The sequence below is a fragment of the Nostoc sp. genome (genome assembly GCF_036919595.1).
Classification (GTDB): domain Bacteria; phylum Cyanobacteriota; class Cyanobacteriia; order Cyanobacteriales; family Nostocaceae; genus Nostoc.
The window spans coordinates 20,891-39,889 of sequence record NZ_JBALCO010000012.1 but is presented as its reverse complement, the minus strand read 5'-3'; the positions used below and the strand labels follow the sequence as shown (position 1 = coordinate 39,889).

General features: G+C 42.2%; 16 protein-coding genes and 2 pseudogenes. 8 read left to right on the top strand and 10 right to left on the bottom strand.

Annotated elements, in window-relative coordinates:
• Positions 1 to 71 precede the first annotated feature (71 nt).
• From V7K21_RS01770 to V7K21_RS01760, 3 genes are all read right to left on the bottom strand, one after another.
• The gene (locus tag V7K21_RS01770) at positions 72 to 1,034 is read right to left on the bottom strand and encodes a DGQHR domain-containing protein (RefSeq protein ID WP_335171113.1); all 963 of its coding nucleotides are present in this window, start codon (positions 1,032 to 1,034) and stop codon (positions 72 to 74) included.
• 3 nt (positions 1,035 to 1,037) lie between these two features.
• Positions 1,038 to 1,592, bottom strand: coding sequence for a GIY-YIG nuclease family protein (locus tag V7K21_RS01765; RefSeq protein WP_335171112.1), 555 nt, complete (start codon positions 1,590 to 1,592; stop codon positions 1,038 to 1,040).
• A gap of 99 nt (positions 1,593 to 1,691) precedes the next feature.
• Positions 1,692 to 2,210, bottom strand: coding sequence for a phosphoribosyltransferase (locus tag V7K21_RS01760; RefSeq protein WP_335171111.1), 519 nt, complete (start codon positions 2,208 to 2,210; stop codon positions 1,692 to 1,694).
• Positions 2,211 to 2,368: 158 nt separating this feature from the next.
• Between V7K21_RS01760 and V7K21_RS01755 the strand changes: the two genes are divergently transcribed.
• A complete protein-coding gene (locus tag V7K21_RS01755) occupies positions 2,369 to 3,820 on the top strand; it encodes an MFS transporter (protein WP_335171110.1) in 1,452 nt (483 codons plus the stop codon).
• Positions 3,821 to 4,102: 282 nt separating this feature from the next.
• Here V7K21_RS01755 and rtcA read toward each other — a convergent pair whose 3' ends face one another.
• From rtcA to V7K21_RS01740, 3 genes are all read right to left on the bottom strand, one after another.
• Complete coding sequence (gene rtcA / locus V7K21_RS01750) at positions 4,103 to 5,146, bottom strand: RNA 3'-terminal phosphate cyclase (RefSeq protein WP_335171109.1); 1,044 nt, start codon at positions 5,144 to 5,146, stop codon at positions 4,103 to 4,105.
• A 177-nt stretch (positions 5,147 to 5,323) separates the two neighbouring features.
• Positions 5,324 to 5,446 (bottom strand): hypothetical protein, encoded by a 123-nt coding sequence (locus tag V7K21_RS01745; RefSeq protein ID WP_335171108.1) that lies wholly within the window; start codon positions 5,444 to 5,446, stop codon positions 5,324 to 5,326.
• 188 nt (positions 5,447 to 5,634) lie between these two features.
• Positions 5,635 to 6,117, bottom strand: coding sequence for a tetratricopeptide repeat protein (locus tag V7K21_RS01740; RefSeq protein ID WP_273765268.1), 483 nt, complete (start codon positions 6,115 to 6,117; stop codon positions 5,635 to 5,637).
• Between the two features lie 303 nt (positions 6,118 to 6,420).
• On the opposite strand from V7K21_RS01740, the pseudogene V7K21_RS01735 reads away from it, so the two are divergent.
• A pseudogene (locus tag V7K21_RS01735) lies at positions 6,421 to 6,579 on the top strand (GTP cyclohydrolase II); the annotation flags it as partial.
• A gap of 43 nt (positions 6,580 to 6,622) precedes the next feature.
• A pseudogene (locus V7K21_RS01730) lies at positions 6,623 to 6,781 on the top strand (uracil phosphoribosyltransferase); the annotation flags it as partial.
• A gap of 214 nt (positions 6,782 to 6,995) precedes the next feature.
• Here the strand turns inward: V7K21_RS01730 and V7K21_RS01725 are convergent.
• Positions 6,996 to 8,315: a CCA tRNA nucleotidyltransferase gene (locus tag V7K21_RS01725; protein ID WP_335171107.1), complete on the bottom strand. Its 1,320-nt coding sequence runs from the start codon at positions 8,313 to 8,315 to the stop codon at positions 6,996 to 6,998.
• A gap of 86 nt (positions 8,316 to 8,401) precedes the next feature.
• On the opposite strand from V7K21_RS01725, the gene V7K21_RS01720 reads away from it, so the two are divergent.
• The 3 genes from V7K21_RS01720 (at position 8,402) to tsaB (ending at position 11,701) form a co-directional block, all read left to right on the top strand.
• On the top strand, positions 8,402 to 8,650 hold the full coding sequence (locus V7K21_RS01720) for a Ycf34 family protein (protein WP_292790237.1): 249 nt from the start codon (positions 8,402 to 8,404) through the stop codon (positions 8,648 to 8,650).
• Between the two features lie 743 nt (positions 8,651 to 9,393).
• Positions 9,394 to 10,824, top strand: coding sequence for an esterase-like activity of phytase family protein (locus V7K21_RS01715; RefSeq protein WP_335171106.1), 1,431 nt, complete (start codon positions 9,394 to 9,396; stop codon positions 10,822 to 10,824).
• Positions 10,825 to 11,044: 220 nt separating this feature from the next.
• On the top strand, positions 11,045 to 11,701 hold the full coding sequence (tsaB, locus tag V7K21_RS01710; protein ID WP_335171105.1) for a tRNA (adenosine(37)-N6)-threonylcarbamoyltransferase complex dimerization subunit type 1 TsaB: 657 nt from the start codon (positions 11,045 to 11,047) through the stop codon (positions 11,699 to 11,701).
• 454 nt (positions 11,702 to 12,155) lie between these two features.
• Here tsaB and V7K21_RS01705 read toward each other — a convergent pair whose 3' ends face one another.
• On the bottom strand, positions 12,156 to 13,073 hold the full coding sequence (locus V7K21_RS01705; RefSeq protein ID WP_335171104.1) for an AEC family transporter: 918 nt from the start codon (positions 13,071 to 13,073) through the stop codon (positions 12,156 to 12,158).
• Positions 13,074 to 13,174: 101 nt separating this feature from the next.
• On the opposite strand from V7K21_RS01705, the gene V7K21_RS01700 reads away from it, so the two are divergent.
• Positions 13,175 to 13,975: a M15 family metallopeptidase gene (locus V7K21_RS01700; protein ID WP_335171103.1), complete on the top strand. Its 801-nt coding sequence runs from the start codon at positions 13,175 to 13,177 to the stop codon at positions 13,973 to 13,975.
• A gap of 181 nt (positions 13,976 to 14,156) precedes the next feature.
• On the opposite strand, the gene V7K21_RS01695 is transcribed toward V7K21_RS01700, so the two are convergent.
• Both V7K21_RS01695 and mrdA read right to left on the bottom strand, forming a co-directional pair.
• On the bottom strand, positions 14,157 to 14,627 hold the full coding sequence (locus V7K21_RS01695) for a hypothetical protein (RefSeq protein WP_335171102.1): 471 nt from the start codon (positions 14,625 to 14,627) through the stop codon (positions 14,157 to 14,159).
• A gap of 974 nt (positions 14,628 to 15,601) precedes the next feature.
• Complete coding sequence (mrdA, locus tag V7K21_RS01690; protein WP_335171101.1) at positions 15,602 to 17,449, bottom strand: penicillin-binding protein 2; 1,848 nt, start codon at positions 17,447 to 17,449, stop codon at positions 15,602 to 15,604.
• 203 nt (positions 17,450 to 17,652) lie between these two features.
• Here mrdA and V7K21_RS01685 point away from each other — a divergent pair, with 203 nt between their 5' ends.
• Positions 17,653 to 18,780, top strand: a complete 1,128-nt coding sequence (locus tag V7K21_RS01685) for an ABC transporter ATP-binding protein (protein WP_335171100.1) — start codon at positions 17,653 to 17,655, stop codon at positions 18,778 to 18,780.
• The last annotated feature ends 219 nt before the right edge of the window (positions 18,781 to 18,999 follow it).

Here is an 18,999-nt window from a genome sequence, read left to right as displayed (position 1 = left end):
CCTCCGAGTAAGATACTGGCATCGAATAAAACAATTACTTCATGTCTATGTTACCGTCCTTTGTGGTTCAATTACATGAAAATTGCTGTAAGTAATGCTTTTGTGCCTATTTTAGGAAGTTTAGGATGAGACTCATAATAATCATCCAGAGCTTTATTACGCTCAGTTGGTGAATTGAATGATTTCTTTAAAGCTTCCTTCTGATAATCTTTCAATAATTCAATAGTACATTGGCTAACAAAATCTAAATTCGTTAGGTAAGGTTCTGATTGGGTCAAGCTTGTTGATGTGGAAGACCATCTAATGAATCTCTCTTCAAGTACTTTTTCCTCTAAAAGCTTTCTAGGAATCAATGCTGATATTTTACTGTCATCAAGCAATAGCTGAGTTTGTTTATCGATTGATTTTGCAGTCTTGTTTATAACTGTAAAGATATTGCGAGTTGATTTGATTATCTCATCTCTTACAGTTTCGCTTAAGTCTGCATGACCAACCCTGCCAAGATCGCCAAACACTAAATAAACCACTGGGATATCAAATGTTTCTGAGCAACTGAAATTGTCATTCATTTGTTGAAGACTTAAAGGCTCTTTTCCAGTATGAGCGTTCCAATATCTCTTTAGTGAAAGAAGTCTATGTTGACCATCAATTACAATTCTAGCTACGTTCTTATACAGCTTTAAATTGACCCATTTCTCGACAATTTTTCCCTGACTTCTAACTTCAGAGAAGTCCCAAAACTCTCTTTCTCTTTGGTCATTCGAGTTAGGCAAAAGCACGATTACAATTGAATTAAAAAAGCGAATTCCACCCTGCGCTAGGTAAGAAAATATTTCTGTATTCGCTCTGTTTTCATCTAGTTTTCTCTGAACTCGTTCAGAGAAGCTCCAACTATTTTGAATGTCATCAGCAAATTGAATGTTTTCAACTGCATCACTTTGCTCAAGAGTTGTTATAAAGTACCTAACATCACCAAACTTACCACTGATTGCTTTATATTCAATAGTCTCTGGAGACTGATTATCTAATTCCATTTTCTAACTCCTCTGTGTATTAAACTTAGGCTGACATAGCTGAATTAACAGGCTTTCCAATTCTCTGGAAATATTTTTTGGACAAGGAAAACAAACGAATAAAAATTCATCATTTAACCTTGAGTTTCCGTACTTTGAGAAAAAACCATCATCTCGTTCCAAATGCTGAATAAATCTATCTCTTAAATTGTTTGCAGTGCCAATGTAATCTGGACGCTGGAAAATGCTACATGAAATTAGGAGATTTTTTAAAATTCTTCGTTCTTTAGGCTGAGAAACAGCTTTGATAAATTGATCCATTTTTTGAGACAAACCAACTGACTCTCCACAAGTATTGACAATAAACTTACTTCTATTCTCTTCCTCAGAAAACTTTGTTTTAAATACCGTATTTTTTATGCGAGTATCTATATATTCAGATAAGTTATTTTCTAAAAAATCAAATGCATGATAAAAAGCATAAATACCTGAAGTTTCAGGAAGATCATCTGCTGCCGATATAGTTGCTGTTATTACAGTAAAGTTCTTGAAAAAGTTGTCGTGGACTGTTTCTTCCATAAATATAAATCACAAAAAATTGGGTATTTATCAACACAATTGATTTACCCTAAAAAAATGTAACATAAATCATACGTTAATTACACTACCAGGTATTTATCAGCACGGTTGATTTACCTTAGCCGCAAGTTCTGCGATGTTCATCTGCTCGTAGTGTTCAAAGGGTTGGTGAATCCAGGGGTTGTCAGCCAAGTAATCCACATAATAATCAGGTGCTATAACTGAACAGGCTTTATACCAAAGTACGGCGGTGCGAATTTCTTCAATCGGAAAATCAATATTTTGCTTGAGCCAAGGTATAGTCTGTTGGAGGGTGATCCCAGAGTCTACTAAGTCATCCACTAGGAGAATGCGCGAACCTAACTTTTCAGCAGTCATTGTCAAGTGGCGGGAGAAAATTAAATTATTTCTTTCTTGCTTACCAGTGCCACTGTAAGATGAGGTTGCTAAAATTGCCAGTGGCTGCTGGTATATACGGGAAAGAATATCTCCAACTTGTAGTCCTCCTCTGGCAAGACAGATAATCTGGTTGAATTCCCAACCGGATTCATAAATCTGAATAGCCAGTTGTTCAATTTTTTGGTGATAATCTGACCAAGAAACATAAAGGTCTGGCATAAGTCTAACGGGAGTTGTAGATAGCTAGATTGAAGGCGATGTCTACGTCACTGAGCTTGCCGTACCACCTCGTGGAAGCAAGCTAGCAAGAGTGTCTCAAAGAAAAGTGCGGGTTACGCCTATGCAAACTTTTTATTTTAGTATGAGTGCAAGTTATTATGAACGATTCTGCTGCTGATAACGATGCCCAACGAGATCCTAAGAGTGAAAAACTTAATTTAAAAACAAAGCTGGCTTACGGTGCAGGGGATTTTGGCCCAGCGATTACTGCAAGTATCTCCGTCTTTTATCTACTGATTTTCTTTACCAGTGTCGCTGGTATCCCTGCGGGTTTAGCTGGCACTATTTTGATGATTGGCAAAATCTGGGATGGCATAAATGATCCGCTTGTCGGGTTCTTGAGTGATAAAACGAAATCTCGTCGTTGGGGCCGTCGTCTTCCTTGGATGTTTTATGGGGCTATTCCCTTTGGTATTTTCTTTTTATTGCAGTGGATTGTACCGCAATTTAGGGCAAATCAGAGTGAGAATATTTGGCCGCTGTTCTGGTATTACGTAGCGATTGGGATTCTATCTCAGTCCTTTTATACGGTTGTGAATTTGCCTTATACGGCGATGACTCCAGAACTAACTCAAGATTACGACGAACGCACCAGCCTTAACAGCTACCGTTTTACATTTTCCATTGGTGGCAGTATTGTGTCGTTGATTTTAACGCAAATCGTTTTTTCACTGATTGCCGATCGCCAACAACGATATCTTGTTTTAACAGCAATTTGTACTGTAATTTCAATTTTAGGATTATATTGGTGCGTTTTTGGAGTCCGCGATCGCATCCTTGCTTTTGAGGCTAAACGCATCCTAGCCGAAGAACCTGCATCTGTCTCCTTCGGCGAACAGCTAAAAATTGTCTTCAGCAACCGGCCTTTTTTATTTGTTATTGGTATATATCTTTTTTCTTGGCTAGGTGTGCAGATTACAGCCAGCATTATTCCCTATTTTGTAGTCGATTGGATGAAACTCAAAGAATCAGATGTGCCCACAGTGCTGATTGCAGTCCAAGGAACAGCCCTGCTGATGCTATTTGTCTGGGGGGCGCTGAGTAAAAAACTCGGCAAAAAACTTGTTTATTTTCTGGGAATGAGTTTATGGATAATAGCCGCCGCCGGACTATTTTTCTTACAACCTGGTCAAATAGGTTTGATGTATGTGATGGCTGTGATGGCGGGTGTTGGTGTCTCCACAGCTTATTTAATTCCCTGGTCGATGATTCCAGATGTGATTGAATTAGATGAACTCCAAACTGGACAACGCAGAGAAGGCATTTTTTATGGCTTCATGGTTTTGCTACAAAAATTTGGTTTAGCTTTTGGGCTATTTTTGGTGGGAAATGCTTTGCAAATAGCTGGTTTCAAAGAATCTGTAGCCGGAAGTCTACCACCCACGCAACCAGAATCAGCACTGTTTGCTATTCGCATTGCTGTTGGGCCTATACCTACAGTTTGTTTAATTCTTGGTTTAGTTTTAACGTATTTTTACCCAATTACCCGTGAGATGCACGCAGAGATCATGCTGAAACTCAAAGAACGGCAAGAAAAGAAGGAGAGTTAACAATTCAAAATTCAAAATTCAAAATTCAAAATTCTAAAATCCTTGTAGAGAGGCAAAATTGTACTGGGCTTTGCCCTAATACGCTAACGTTCCGCTGTGCTAACGCGTCTCTACATTCTTTTTCAACAGATGTCTAATATTTAAGTGGTTTGTGTAAACATACTGGTTCGCGCAAACTCTTCTTTTTCAGGGGTGAAGAGTGAAGCTTTATCCACAAGGCTAGGCTCAAAGTAGTATGTCTCTTGCAGAAACTGTCCGCTGATGACAGCCTCATCTAAATCCTTAATCAGCAGGAATTACCGACACTATTTTCTCAGCTTCATCTACCGTGATTTGCGCCAGCCCAAACTGTTTAATAACCGCCGCATTCGTCGTCAAATGCCTACTCACCTCAGCTACTCGATACTGACTTCTGTGTGACGCTAAAGCAGCTGCCAATAATAATTGATCTGCTAAATGTTCATCCACTGCTGCACCAGTTTGATGAAACTCAAGCAGTTGTTGACAAGCAATCTCTGCAACTGTCTCCGCCGACAACCGCAAACGCCCAAACCCACCAAAGCCAGTCAAACTGTTTTGATATTCAGCAGTTAAAAAAATACCCGCCCCCGGTGCCACACCTCTTTCTCGCAAGGCGTGTACAGTAACTTTCAAATGGGCCTCGCGTAACAAATTTTCAGCACGATTCGCCATCCGTTGCGGAATATGGGAAGGCAATTCCGTCACCACTGCTAGTCCCCGCACCTGTTGTAACTCTCCCCGTTCCAACAAGTCGATCCCACCCAGTTGACTACCGCCATTCACCTGCAACTGCACCTCTCCCCCACCTTGGGGAAACCACCCCCAAGCGCCTAATTTAACTTTTGCCTCTACACCCATGCGTTGCAATATCGGCAAATAAACTTGCTCGATGTACGTCACTGTCGGGCTAAAGTTTACATGAGTTCCACCCTTTAGTGTTACCTGAGAATTGCCAGATGCTAATGCCAAAGGTAAGAGAATTGTCTGTAAAACTAAAGCGATCGCACCCGCAGAACCACCAAGTTGTGCTTTACTAACATCAAAGGTATAAGTTCCAGCTTGCACAGCACTACCTGGGATAAATTCCAGCAGCATTGAACCCAAAGCATCACCCCGTAGTTGGGCATTACAAATTCTCGCCGCAGCCCGAACTGCCGTTAAGTGTTGTGGTGCTAATCCTGGCTTTTTGCGTCCACCGCGAATGCCTGCAATCCTTATGGGTTGCCCAGTGATGACCGCTAGACTTAAGGAAGTGCGAAGAACTTGTCCGCCTCCCTCTCCGTAGGAACCGTCAATTTCAATCATGGGTGATTTTGGAATGGTGGATTTTGGGTTTTCCCCACGGCTTTTGAAATCAAACCACAAATTATAGACGCCTAGTAGCTAGCTTTTCGGAGGGAGGTTACACAAATATACACAGAAAGTTCTGATAGTGTTTTTGTAGTTTCCTAATTTTGAATTTGAATAGGACTTACATACACTCTACGAATTATTGGCGCTCTTGTTTGGCGTCTTGGCGTCTTCTCTACGAGACGCTGCGCGTTGGCGCAGCCCGTCGTAGACATCACCTGGTAAAATCCGCCGTGTTGTGATTGTCCTATTCATTGAGTGCCAAATATAACTTTATCCAACCGAGAATTGCTAGTTGACGGTTGGTTGCTATTACTATAAGCAGCAATGACGCTACTACTAATCTAGATAAAACCGTATTGAATAAAATTGCGGCGACTAAGGCAATGAATTGCTGTTGATGAGGGTGATGACCGATTCATAAAACAGGGTAATGTTCTCTCCTATTTACGGTTGTAGCTGAATCTAAATGTACATTCTAGAATCAACTTTTGATTCACTAGCGAATAGGGCTGAATTTCTAGAGCCTGTTGAAAAGCTTTGATCGCTTCACCATACTCACCTAGTGCTGCATAACACAAACCCATTCCGTGAAGCGCTCCAAAATGTATTGGATTTATCTGCACAACCATCTGACAATCTGCCAGAGATTTTTGATAATCACCAATACTGTAATAGAGAAAACCACGACGATTCCAGGCTTCGGCAAAATCTGGCTGCTCTTCGATTAGTGCTGTCAGCGTTGTTTCGGCTCCAGTAAATTCACCTGCATCCAGTAACTTTTGACTGCGGTCAATTATTTCCAGCCCATAAATTCCCTTTTGCTGAAACCAGATCCGCCAGATTTTTCTGGTTGCCTTGTCGCGGACTGTAGCATCCGGGTTTTTCAACTCTTCAAGTAAGGAATTGATAGATAAAGAATCCATAAATTTGAGATCAGTGAATATACCTTTGTATTAACTTTCTCACAAAATATCTCCATTAAATCATTTTTAAAGTCATCTTTAAATTTGCAGGGATTAATTGTTAATTATGAAATTTATGTGTGATTTATTGTATTCACCAATATGACTAATACCACACTAGACATTTAGAGTCATAAAAATCAAAACTGATTAGAGGTAGTTGGCAGACTACTAGTGAGTAATAGCTGATCAAAACATCCCTAAAAAAATAATGACTATGCCGATTTTGGATTTACTGGGAATTGTCAAGCACTTTGGCATTGCGCTTTATTTGAACAAACTGGGGGGATGCTTCCAGAATTGGTCACGTGATCGGATTTGGAGGGATTTTTGCCGCAAATTGGGGGCGTAACAATGTATATTGTCGGTGAGATCGCTGCGATCGCCAATCTCAACAAAGCCGTAGCTGTGCGGCTTCATGATTAATGCAACGGTTCGGACGTGTTTGACTCACGTATCTGCACCTGTCTGCTTACTCGCTGCACCAGAAAGTATCGAGCGTTTTTGTGAGCTACATCCTGATGTGCCGCTGTATACCGCCGCTATTGATGACCATTTGGATGAACATGGCTATATTATTCCTGGGTTGGGAGATACAGGCAATCGCTTATTTGACATAAAATAAGCTAATTACCCATGAGCAAATGAGCAACAATGGAGTAATTAACCTGACACGGTACAGATCGTTGATTAACAACTTTTACATTCGTCAAATTTGGGAATTGCTGCAGACAAATTCATCGCAAATACATCACATTAATTCACTAATTTTATATCCAATATTAATAATTTTCTCAGGCTATTCCATGAATATCTACTATTGACTCGGAAACACAATATTACAGGTCCCCAACTAACTGACGTGCAAATGCGATCGCCTCTGTTGGCGTTGAAACTTTCCCCTCGGCTTGTGCTACGCCAATTTCTCTCAATAGTTGGCCGATGATTGGCGAAGCTGGAATATCTAATGCTATAATCAACTCCTTCCCGCTCACTAGTGGAATGGGATGAGCGACCAGATCATCAGGGTTCAGGTAGCGGTTGATTAAAGGTGCCAAAACAAGGCAGCCTATTGCTTTGGTTTCCAAAGTTGTAGCAACTCCTTTCTCTAGTGGGTTGTCACCAGACATCGCCTCTACCAAATTATGAAATGCTACAGCTAGCACTGCCGTAGCGGGAAACACAATATCTGCGTCATGGAACAAAAAGTATTGTTCTCGCAAGGACATATCGACTACTTGAAACTGCGGTAACAGTTTGAGGGCAGTGGTTACACCCCGGATTTCGGCACGACTATAAGTTAGTTTCTGTAGTTCTATTTCTGCTAATTCCGGATTTGGGTTGACAAGACAAGCAAGTTTGGCAATACCTAACCAAGTAGTTTTGATACTATCACGGACATACTCTTGCAGTTGTGCCCCTAGTTGTTGCCAATTTTGGGTGAGTAAGGCAGCTGCATTGTCAACTGCTGCTAGTTTGATCAAGCTTTCACGGGTGGCATTTTTGAAGAAAGGGGCAAGTAACCCATCTTCCCAAGCACTTGTAATCCAAGGAGTACCCTGAGAATTTGCCAGCAGATAGCCAATTTCTACCCTAACTCGTTCAGCTGCAACTTTGCTGATATGTGATGCCAAAGAACGAATTGCGGCTTGGGTAGCTGGCTCAATAGTAAAACCTAGTTGGGCGGCTTGGCGATAACCTCGCATTAACCGCAAAGGGTCATCTTCTAAGTTCGCGGGTGATACCATTCGCAAAATGCCCTGTTGTAAGTCTACATAACCTTGTAGAGGATCGATAATTTCTTGTGTATGGGGATTATAGGCGATCGCATTTACTGTAAAATCCCGTCTGTGCAAATCAACTTCTAAACTATTTCCTTCCTGTTGGGCAAAGTCAGCTGTGGCGTGGGGAAAAACCACACGGGCAATTTGTCGTTCTGCATCGAGTAACACAAAACCAGCTTTGTAATGACGAGCGATCGCTCTCGCTACCTTTACCGCCTTAGATGGTATAACAAAATCTAGATCCAGATATTCGCGAGTTCTGCCAAGGATCGCATCTCTGACAGCCCCACCTACCATGTAAGTCGGTTGTGGCAGGAATTCCAAGCTGAAAGGCCAATTTTCGGGAGCTAGGGTAGAAAGAACTGATTTATGCATTGTAATAAAAATCAACCCAGCAACTCATGAATAACAGTTGCGCTTAAGTTAGATTAACAATAAAGGCCCCTGGAGTTGGTTCTATTATGTGTATTTGCGTTAACTGCCACTATGTAGACAGCTGTTTTACCTATCATGCCGTAGAAGGGCAGCACCAACAGCCTCACTTGACCGAAACACCAAATTTTGATCCGAACGAACCTTCTATCAATGTCAACATTCGCACTAAAGAGGATGTAATTGAAATGGAATGGGATGTTGTTGGTTGTCTGAGCTTTAAGCGGGAAACGGGTAAGTGGTCGAAGTTGCGTCCTGGTGAATTAGTGCCGACTTGATAGAAATTGATTGGTGTATCTTAAAGGTGACTACTGCACCAAACAGCAGTAGTCGTAAATATTTTTGCAAGTAACTATAAGGGTAACTTTAGCCGCATTTTTCACAAATAAGAAATGTGGCTAAAAAAATTTGTCCTCTCGTTTGGCTTATTGTGCCCCTCCACAGCCTCACTTACAGCAAAATTCAAGTATTTGAACCACATCTGTCGTACAGGGCAAACGCATCTAAATTACTCTTGATCGCAACCAAGGTTGAGAACTAACGACAAAATCAGCATTTCTGGTTTGGTTTAGTTTCCAAGACTCAGAGCGATCACTAAAATTGTGTTAATAAGTAGGGATTAATGCGACTATTTTTCAGCTTATTGAGAATAAAAAGTTTTTATTGACATGATGCGTTTGCCCTGATCTGTCGTAGGGGCGCAAGGCCTTGCGCCCCTACGACAGATGTGGTCTAAGCTGTCGCACCTAAAAGTTGCACCATTTTTATTGTCAAGAAAAGCTGGAAACGCTCTCCCTTGCTCCTTGCCCCCTGCCCCCCTGCGGTCTCAATGTGCAAATTAAATGCTTAACAGCTTATTTACCTAAAAATAGCTGTAATACTGGTGGGCATCAGTCATTTCTGAATTAATCCTGACTTAATCTTTGCTTAAAAATAAATTAATCATTAGGTATAGATAATGAAAAAGTGAAAAAAAATACAATATCACTCAGTAAATATTGCACCTAGTAGGAATACTAATATGCTCAAGATAAATCTCATTCTGTTCTTGTTAGCGTCATTTTTTGCTGCCCCCGCCGCTAACGCAGAGGTTAAATTGGTCGCAATTGGGAGCTTGAGTGGTAACATCAGGGATCTCTCCAGCAAAACCTCCGCTCCGCTCGAAAGCGGTGTTCCGGGAAACCTCCTCGGTGGTTTTGGATCGGGACTAGCCTACGCTGGTCATAACACCTTCATCGCTATCCCAGATCGGGGCCCGAATGCCAAGGCATACAATAGCGCAGTGGATGACACAACATCCTATATCAACCGCTTCCAAACCATCCGTTTGAAACTTGTACCAAGCCAGCTTGGTTCAGCATTGCCCTTTACTCTTACTCCTTCTCTAATTGCCACAACCCTGCTATCGAGCAAGAATCCTCTCTACTACGGTACTGGGGTGGGACTAGGAGTACCCAGTGGTGTCCCTGCCCTGAATGCCAAGAATACCTACTATTTCACTGGACGCTCAGACAACTTCGACCCTACCCAGATATCGACCGATCCCAATGATGCCCGCTTAGATCCTGAGGGCGTGCGTGTATCCAATGACGGTAAGTCCATCTTTATCTCCGATGAATATGGCCCCTATGTGTACCAATTCAACCGGGAGACAGGTAAGCGGATCAAGGTCTTTACGCTCAACAGCAAATTCGCAGTCAAAAACCTAAATCCCGTTGGTAATACAGAGATTAGCAATAACACGTCTGGACGTGTTGCGAACAAGGGTATGGAAGGTCTAGCGATTACCCCTAATGGCAAGACCCTAGTTGGGATAATACAGAGTCCACTGCTACAGGACGGGGGTACAAATGGCGCTTACACCAGAATTGTTAAGATCGACATTGCAACAGGTGCTATCCAGGAATATGCCTATCAGCTAGATAATATAGGCACTTCAGCTAAACCGAAATACCCGACAGTAAGTGAGATTTTGTCCATCAACGATCGCGAATTCCTAGTAGACGAACGAGATGGTAAGGGATTGGGTGATGGCTCTCAGGCTGCCTTCAAGAAGATATACCGTATCGATCTGACGAATGCTCAAGAAGTAAGCAATATCACTGGCGAAAGCAACCTGGCTGGCAAGGCAGTTAGCAAGACCTTGTTCCTCGATGTAGTAGCTACGCTGACTCAGAATGGGATCAAAGCAGAGGACATACCTGCCAAGCTTGAAGGTTTGGCATTCGGGCCAGATGTAGTTATTAACCGCGTGATCAAGCATGCGCTTTTCATCACCAACGATAACGACTTCGTTGGGACTATAACGTCGGACGCTTTCCATCCAGGGGGTATCGATAACCCAAACAAGTTCTTCGTCTTCGCAATTGACACTACTGACATCCCAGACTTCGTACCCCAGAAGATTAAAGGAGAGATTGAGTATCCGACGTTGCGGGAAAGAGAATGGTAGAAGTTGTAAAATGGAAAGATGAAGTGTCCCGAATGCAACTCTCACCAAAGAATTAAGAACGGCGATCATCAAGGCAGAGAGTGTGCAAGTGCAAACCATATCAGGCTTGCCTCACTCCCATGCTCCACATGGGAGTACATTCATGTGGGCTGCTGACTCGAAGTGTTATATGTTTGAATAAATAATGTTAAATTTATAAAAATAGATATTTTAAGTAACTTTGACAATAGAACAAGAACGCCTTGCAATAAATAAATCCGCCTTGGCACTACACACCACCACTGCCGAATTGGGTTTGTCAATTAGTAGTTTTGCTAGTGGAACTCGCTCTCAAATTTGGAATTTGGGGCGTGATTTATCTAGCTTAGTACATCAATATTTAATTGAATTTATAAAACCGCAAACTTGGGCAGATTTGTCCTTTATCGCAGTTGCAAAAGGCCCTGGCGGCTTTACTGGAACTCGGATTGGCGTTGTCACTGCTCGAACTTTAGGACAACAATTAGATATTCCTGTATTTGCAATTTCAACTTTGGCTGCGGTAGCTTGGTCAGAAGCAGGCAAAAGTCAAAATCCCAAAACTATTGCTGTGGAAATGCCAGCGCAACGAGGTCAAATTTTTGCTGCTATTTATCAGTTTGAGCCAGATACTTCTAAACTAAGAGTGTGTTTGTCAGATAGAGTGTTGACACCAGAAGCATGGCAGGAAACTTTAGCGAATTGGAACACTGATTATCAGCTAATTCACGCCCAATCTGGGTTAGCAGCGACAGTAACCAGTATTTTGGAACTAGCTAATCTCGATTGGCAAGAGGGCAAGTTTCCTAATTGGTCAGAGGCTTTGCCATATTATGGGCAGCATCCAGTAGAAGTTTAACTGATATAGGTCAATTCCTTCGCCACGCTCTAAATAAGGGACTTGCAGTTAAAAAAACATCCCATCGTAGGGGCGCAAGGCCAAGATCCCCTACAAATGTACAAATAATTTTGGATAATTTATTTTTTGTCAGTCCCAATGCTAAGGAATCGTGCGGAAATAACTTACCTATTAAGCAATGCGCTTGCGTTAAGGCTAAAACTATTTGTCAAAGTCAATTTTTTTTACGTAGACGCAAAGCGGCTTGCCGCAGGCTACCGCCTTCTCTACGAGACACCACGTGTAGCTTGCTTCCCTGTAGGGGCACGCGCAGCGTCTCGTAGAGAAGGACGCATTCGCGTAGCGCCTCGTAGAGAAGAGCGCAAAGTGAGAGAAGGAAGAGCTTAAATTAGAACGATAAGATACGTTTTTCCTGGGGTTTTAAGCGATCGCATCACAGTACATAAATCCACAATCAAAACAGCCACAGCCAAACTGGGAGAGTCACCAGCAATACTATAGCCCCAGCAGCTAAGGCAGTAACTGCCAGATCGCGATCAAGATTGAATGTCTCAGCAATTACCAGTGTAGCGAAAGCTGGAGGCATGGCCATTTGTAGCACGATGATCTTTGCTATCGGCCCAGTTAATCCAAACAGTGGTACAATACTGCCCAATATTAAGGGAACTAACAACATTTTGATTCCCAAGCTCATCCCTGCTTGTGGTAGGCTATGCCAAGACTTGAGCAGTGCCAGTCGCATTCCAATTAACACCAGAGATAAAGCTACACTACTCCAAGCAAATTTCTCTAGGCAGAATTCCACTATTGTGGGAATTGTTACTTCTCGAAATATCAAGCCAAATCCGAAACCCCACAGGGCAGGATTAATTAAGATGGGCCTAGCAATCTGCCAACGATTATGGATACCACCGCCAAAACGCGCTGCTAGTAACACACCCAAGCCATAAGCTCCTGGGAATGAACCTAGCAAATCGTAAAAAAGCGCCCAAGCAAAGTATTCTTTGCCTACCATTGCTAAGGTAATGGGAAAGCCAAGATAACCTGTATTACCCAACATTGCTGCTAATATCAAGCTAGCTTGAGTTGGTGCTTGGGGGACGATATTTCTAAAATAGGCTTGTGCTTTAATCCCTAACCAAGCTAAAAATGCGCCTAGTAAAATGGCTAGGTAAGCGAAGGCAGGTGCAATCAAAATTTGCTCCGACAAGCTAGATTGACGCAAAAAGGATACTATGCTTATGGGTACTCCCACCCAAAAAAGAAACTGTCCCAAACGAGTAGGAACTGTCACAGGTAGTTTGCGTCCCAGAATAAAACCTACCAGGACTAATCCTCCCAGCTTGACGTATAGTTCTAAAAGGTTTGTCAAGATTGCGCCTAAAACCACAGATGTAAAATGCTACCTGTTCCGTCCACTTTTGTCCAGTGCAAAATCTGTTATGGTTATCCCACAAAAACAGGAGTTTACCCTTGAATAAGGCTGGGTTTTCTGGAAAACCGCAAAACTCATCGAATGACCTTGGTGATGATATTCCAGTGGCTGTACGCGATACCCCTGATGCAACACCTAAAATTTGGTTGCAACCCCGAATTATCCTAATTGGGGGAATAACAGGATTTATCCTGCTGGCTTTAATTAGCGGTTTTTTGTTTTTTGTTACTGCACCCAAAAAAACTGCCGATTCTCAACCCTCGCCCACGAGTTCTACACCCACACCGACTACAGAATCTGGTAATGTCAATACTGTGTTAGGGCATTTTCCATACCCAGAAGCCCCTGAGTCAGAACTAGTAACCATCTCCGCAAATAGGGGCATTAGAATGCGAAAAGCTGCTGCCCAAAAGTTTGAGGAGATGGTAGCAGCAGCGCGGAGTGCAGGTGTAATTTTAGTACCAATTTCTGGCTTTCGCTCAGTTAAAGATCAGGAGCAGTTGTTTTTTGCTGTGGGTGCCCAGCGAAATCAGACGCCAGCAGAACGAGCTGCCCTCAGCGCTCCTCCTGGTCATAGCGAACATCACACAGGTTATGCTGTGGATGTTGGAGATGGAGCAGTACCAGCAACTAATCTCCAAACTAACTTTGACAAGACCAAGGCTTATCAATGGCTGCAAGCAAATGCAGCACGTTTTAGCTTTGAAATGTCATTTCCTAAAGATAATATTCAAGGTGTGAGTTATGAGCCTTGGCACTGGCGTTTTGTAGGCGATCGCGATAGTTTGGAAATGTTCTACAAAGCCAGAAACTTGAAACCCGCTAAGATACCTCAATAAAAGTTGAGCTAAAGATTACTATCTTTTTATAAAGGAGTTGCTTGTGTATCATTTCTGAATAGTATGGTATTGAGAAATGATACGCAAAATTATGGACTTCCAACAAAAGATCCGCTTTTTTCCATTCCCCTGCGCCTACTCTGAGTCACAAGTTATTAAAACTTGGAAAAACTAACTGCGCTTACTGAGTATTCAGTTCTACCGTGATACATCGCGAATCTATGACAGCTGTCTTACCAGCAGAGCCACTAACGCGCCAGTAAGGTGTAATGGTGTGGGTTCCATAAGGAATTGGCACAATAGCAATTACAGCGCGACCTTCAGAATACTGTTGATGGTTGGCAAGGTTACCAGGCCCATAAGTATTTTCTTGCGGACCTCCACCATCAATAGAGTAAGATATACGTACTTCAGCAGAATCATCTATACCAACGTCTGCACTTACGTGGACAATAGCATTGGTAGTAGAACCGTAGTTAGTAACTGTGGCACTTAATCCCGGAATTGGTTGAAAACCATTAGCGGGAGTTATACTTGCAAAATTAAATGCACATTTTCCTTGAGATGCTGGAATAGCGTGTGTCGGTAACACACCAACTACCATGTTGCTTAGTAACCCACACATACCAATAAGCATTATAGGCTTTTTCATTCTTTTCGTACCTCTATTTCTCTAATACTCTCAACAGTTTTTGGTGTGCAAGTAGGTGATAACTTTGGGCGTGGTAAAATAAACCCAACACAAATTATCGCTCTTTCATCACTCTCAGAAAACAATAATCGAAGCAGAAAACTGAAACTATTACTAAATCAAGGTTTGAGACTTTATTTTCTAATAGAAATTAAAAAATGTAGCCAAAGCCTGGAAAGTGAAGTCTCGTAAGCCTTGCAGCGATTGCTTTCTCCAAAAGTGATGGAAGAGGGTTATTATGTATTTGAAAAGATTGATTTGGCGACTAAATCAGGTAGTAAGCTGTTCCACATTTAAATTGCATATACTGGACGGGCAGGATGCCCACCCCACAAAATTTCTATTTAATTCGATTATGCAAATTAGATGTTTTTTGGCTTATTAGGTTCTCTAGTTATTAAAAATCTGGTTATTTGATACTTGATAGAAGTATTTTTAATAATTCTATACACTTTATAGCTGGTGATATAAATGGTTGTGTTACAGGTCACAACGTTCTGGTCGCAATTGTGCAGAAACGCAATCGGTACTACTGACCGATTATCATCCGGATCGAGCGTCGGCTTGCCAAAACATCTACCACTTACAGCTATTTATCTGAAAACTGCTGTAAGAGACTTGCATTCTCCCAGAGTGACGCTCCTACCTCCTGTCTTCTACTTAGCGCTCTTTAATCAATCTCACTAAAGTAAAAAACAATAATCTTTGCTACACAAGAGTTTCAGACGAAAGAGATTATTTTAGCCATAATGTTAGAAAATAAAGCTTCAAACTAAGTTTCTTTTTATTAGGACTTAGGCAAAAAGACAGTGAAAGCCTTGATTTCCCGTAGGGGCAATTCATGAATTGCCCCTACATTTCATACTTGATGCGTAAGTTCTATCTATGTTTAAAAGTTGGCTGAGATTTTTTTTGACCAGAGTGATGGAATAGCCTTAGTCTCCAGTGCCATGTCCTGAATTCTGAGTTTTAGCTTCTGATGGTTCAGGCTGAGGTTTTTGATACTTACCTGGATACTTATGCTGAAAATAAGCTTCCAGCACTTGTAAAACCATCGGCCCACAAACAGTCCCGCCATGTTCGCCAGTATTTTCACCAAAAGCCACAACCACAATTTCTGGCTTATTACTGGGGGCATAAGCACCAAACCAAGTATGATTTGGGCGACCAATACCAGCTTCAGCAGTGCCACTCTTCCCAGACGCCGGGGCAATTGTCGGCACGTCCAAGCGCTTACCTGTACCCTCACTCACCACCTTCCGCAGTCCGTCGCGGAGAACTTTGATGGTTTCCGGCTTCATATTTAAAGATTCTCGCCAACTTTTTGCTTCTTCGTTGTCTTTGAGCAAATGCGGCTGAACTCGATACCCGCCATTAGCAGGGACAGAAAACATAATTGCCGATTGCAGGGGTGTCACTTGCAAAGCGCCTTGACCAATTGACATATTAATGGTGTCACCTACACTCCAAGGCGTCTTCAAAACTCTTTGTTTCCATGTTTCATCTGGAACCAAGCCTTTTGATTCTTCGTTGGAAAATTCAATGCCAGTTTTTTGACCAAACCCGTATTTGCGACTCCATTGGATTAAAGTTGGGCCACCAACTTTTCTGCCAACTTGATAGAAAAAAGTATCACTACTCATAGCGATCGCTCTGGGAAATCCTAATGGCCCGAATCCGGCGTGGTTCCACTCTCCAAAAGTCACCCCACCAACAGTTAGGGAACCAAAGGTCTGTAATACTGAGTCAGGCGAGAATTGACCTGATTCTAGTCCGGCTGTCGTAGTGACAATTTTGAAGGTACTAGCAGGTGGAAAGGCACTCAGGGCCCGATTGATCAAGGGATGGTCTTTACCTTGCACGCTTTCCCAATCTTTCTGGGAGAGTTTTTGTTTGGAGAAGATATTTGGGTCAAAGGTGGGGTAAGATACCAGTGCTAAAACAGCACCGTTATTCGGATCAAGTGCTGCGATCGCGCCTCGGTGATTTCCCAAAGCTTTTTCTGCTGCCTTTTGCACATCCAAATCTATGGTCAGGTGCAAATCGTTACCAGCTTTTGCCTGTTTCTCCCCCAAAACCCGGATTGGTCTACCCGCACCATCTACTTCCACCTGCTGACCACCCCATTCGCCCCGCAGAGTTTTCTCATAGGCCTTTTCCACCCCCATCTGACCGATTACATCTCCCAGTCGATAGCCTTCCTGCTTCTTGTCCTTTAACTGGTCGGCGGTCAACTCCCGTGTATAACCTAGTACATGCGCCAATTCTTTACCGTGAGGGTAATAACGTACAGAATCTCTATTAATCTCTACTTCTGGCAATTCATTTTTATACTCCTTTAATGCCGTGATTTGTGCTTCATTTAGATCACGAGCAATGCGGATCAGCGAAGAAGAATTAGCACCTGCTTGTTCTAATTTCTTTTCCATCTCGTCTTGCGGGATGTTGATAATTTGCGCTAGACGGGGACCGACTACTGACCAGGAAGGCTTAGTATGTGCCATCGGCCACAAATATACAGAGCTAGGATAGCGAGTACTGGCTAAAAGTTTGCCATTTCGGTCAAAAATATTGCCCCGTTCCGGTTGTTTAAGAATCATCCGAATTCGGTTCGCTTCGGCTCGTTCCCGGAGTTTTGGGCCTTCAACAATTTGTAAATATGCCAAGCGAGCTTCAATCCCAGCGGTCATTAATAGGGTAAATACAATTAAAAATATTGATTGGAAACCACGTCCAACTGTACGGGTATCTTTTTTGCTGCCAATTAATGGGAATAAAGACATAAGACAAAGAATGATTCCAAGAGCGGTATTATCTGTATACAATTACCCCAAACTCATCCCCAGTAACGGGTAGGAAAGAATCGGGCAAGTATATTCATTCCTGAACAATTGTTTTTGGCGGATACAATAAACCAAAGTGTCAAATCTAGTCTGCCCAATAGACTATTGACATCACGTAAGATCACGGCATTCTACTAAGGATTATGGCTCAAATTGTCATGCAGAATCAGAGGGGGATAACAACTTTTCAGCCACTTGATGTTGAACTGCGTAATGTATTCAAGTTTTTTAACCAAGAACCAGCAGTAAATGGAATCGACTTGGATGTTAGACAAGGAGAATTTTTTAGTATTTTAGGCCCCTCCGGTTGTGGTAAAACAACAACACTGCGCTTAATTGCTGGGTTTGAAATCGCTGACGCTGGCAAGGTATTGATTCAGGGTCAGTCTATGACTAATGTGCCGCCTTACCGCCGACCCGTCAATACTGTATTTCAAAGTTACGCTCTATTTAACCACCTGAATGTCTGGGATAACATTGCCTTCGGATTGAGGTTAAAAAAAATACGCAAATCGCAAATTGAAGCTAGAGTCGAAGAAGCTTTAAAATTGGTGAAAATGGAAAGTTTGCGATCGCGCTTTCCCAATCAACTTTCTGGTGGTCAACAGCAGCGAGTTGCTTTAGCAAGGGCCCTAGTCAACCGTCCCACCGTCGTATTACTGGATGAACCTTTAGGGGCGTTAGATTTGAAACTGCGTAAGGAAATGCAGATTGAGTTATCAAATTTACATACAGACTTGGGATTGACCTTTGTGATGGTGACACACGACCAGGAAGAAGCATTGTCTTTGAGCGATCGCATTGCCGTGATGAACCAAGGCAAAATTGAACAAGTTGGCACTCCCAGCCAAATTTATGAACGTCCCCAGACATCCTTTGTTGCTGATTTTATTGGCGATACTAATTTATTCAGCGGTGAAATCGTAGCGGTAGACTCTTCTAATGTGCAAATTTCGACGAAAACGGGACTTTCAATTGTCATTAGCCGCGCTGAAGATACACCATCTGAATTATCACAAGCGGTGGTAGTGAGTGTGCGCCCAGAAAAAATACAGCTTTCGCTTTATCCACCCAATTTGCCAGCTAATTCCTTTGAAGGACGGCTTGTCAATGTTATGTATTTGGGCACACACGTTAATTATGTTGTGCAATTAACAAATGGCATTAACATAAATGTGTTGCAACCTAATACTTTTGGCAGTTTACCAGACCGCGACACGCCCATATACGCTTGGTGGGCAGAAAATGATTGTTTAGCTATTAGTCAATAGTTATAAGAATCTGCCTTAATTGGTAAAAGGATCACTTTCTTCAGTTCCCTCGCCTGGTAAAGAATTCACTTACAACAAGAAATTATTAGTTTGCTCAGTCTGTCACCTGATATTTATAGCGGCTTGGTAGATAATTCTTCTTAGTCGAATCCTATGGGTGCGAACGGTGAGTTATAACATTCAGTAATGGAATAAAACCTTGACCCTGTACTAGGAATA

What these genes read in the sequence shown, in the direction of transcription:
- V7K21_RS01740 (WP_273765268.1), bottom strand. Translation starts at nt 6,117, where the DNA reads ATGGATTCTTTATCTATCAATTCCTTACTTGAAGAGTTGAAAAACCCG.
- V7K21_RS01715 (WP_335171106.1), top strand. Translation starts at nt 9,394, where the DNA reads ATGCTCAAGATAAATCTCATTCTGTTCTTGTTAGCGTCATTTTTTGCT.
- V7K21_RS01720 (WP_292790237.1), top strand. Translation starts at nt 8,402, where the DNA reads ATGTGTATTTGCGTTAACTGCCACTATGTAGACAGCTGTTTTACCTAT.
- V7K21_RS01685 (WP_335171100.1), top strand. Translation starts at nt 17,653, where the DNA reads ATGGCTCAAATTGTCATGCAGAATCAGAGGGGGATAACAACTTTTCAG.
- V7K21_RS01765 (WP_335171112.1), bottom strand. Translation starts at nt 1,592, where the DNA reads ATGGAAGAAACAGTCCACGACAACTTTTTCAAGAACTTTACTGTAATA.
- V7K21_RS01745 (WP_335171108.1), bottom strand. Translation starts at nt 5,446, where the DNA reads ATGAATAGGACAATCACAACACGGCGGATTTTACCAGGTGATGTCTAC.
- V7K21_RS01760 (WP_335171111.1), bottom strand. Translation starts at nt 2,210, where the DNA reads ATGCCAGACCTTTATGTTTCTTGGTCAGATTATCACCAAAAAATTGAA.
- mrdA (WP_335171101.1), bottom strand. Translation starts at nt 17,449, where the DNA reads ATGTCTTTATTCCCATTAATTGGCAGCAAAAAAGATACCCGTACAGTT.
- V7K21_RS01755 (WP_335171110.1), top strand. Translation starts at nt 2,369, where the DNA reads ATGAACGATTCTGCTGCTGATAACGATGCCCAACGAGATCCTAAGAGT.
- rtcA (WP_335171109.1), bottom strand. Translation starts at nt 5,146, where the DNA reads ATGATTGAAATTGACGGTTCCTACGGAGAGGGAGGCGGACAAGTTCTT.
- V7K21_RS01725 (WP_335171107.1), bottom strand. Translation starts at nt 8,315, where the DNA reads ATGCATAAATCAGTTCTTTCTACCCTAGCTCCCGAAAATTGGCCTTTC.
- V7K21_RS01770 (WP_335171113.1), bottom strand. Translation starts at nt 1,034, where the DNA reads ATGGAATTAGATAATCAGTCTCCAGAGACTATTGAATATAAAGCAATC.
- V7K21_RS01695 (WP_335171102.1), bottom strand. Translation starts at nt 14,627, where the DNA reads ATGAAAAAGCCTATAATGCTTATTGGTATGTGTGGGTTACTAAGCAAC.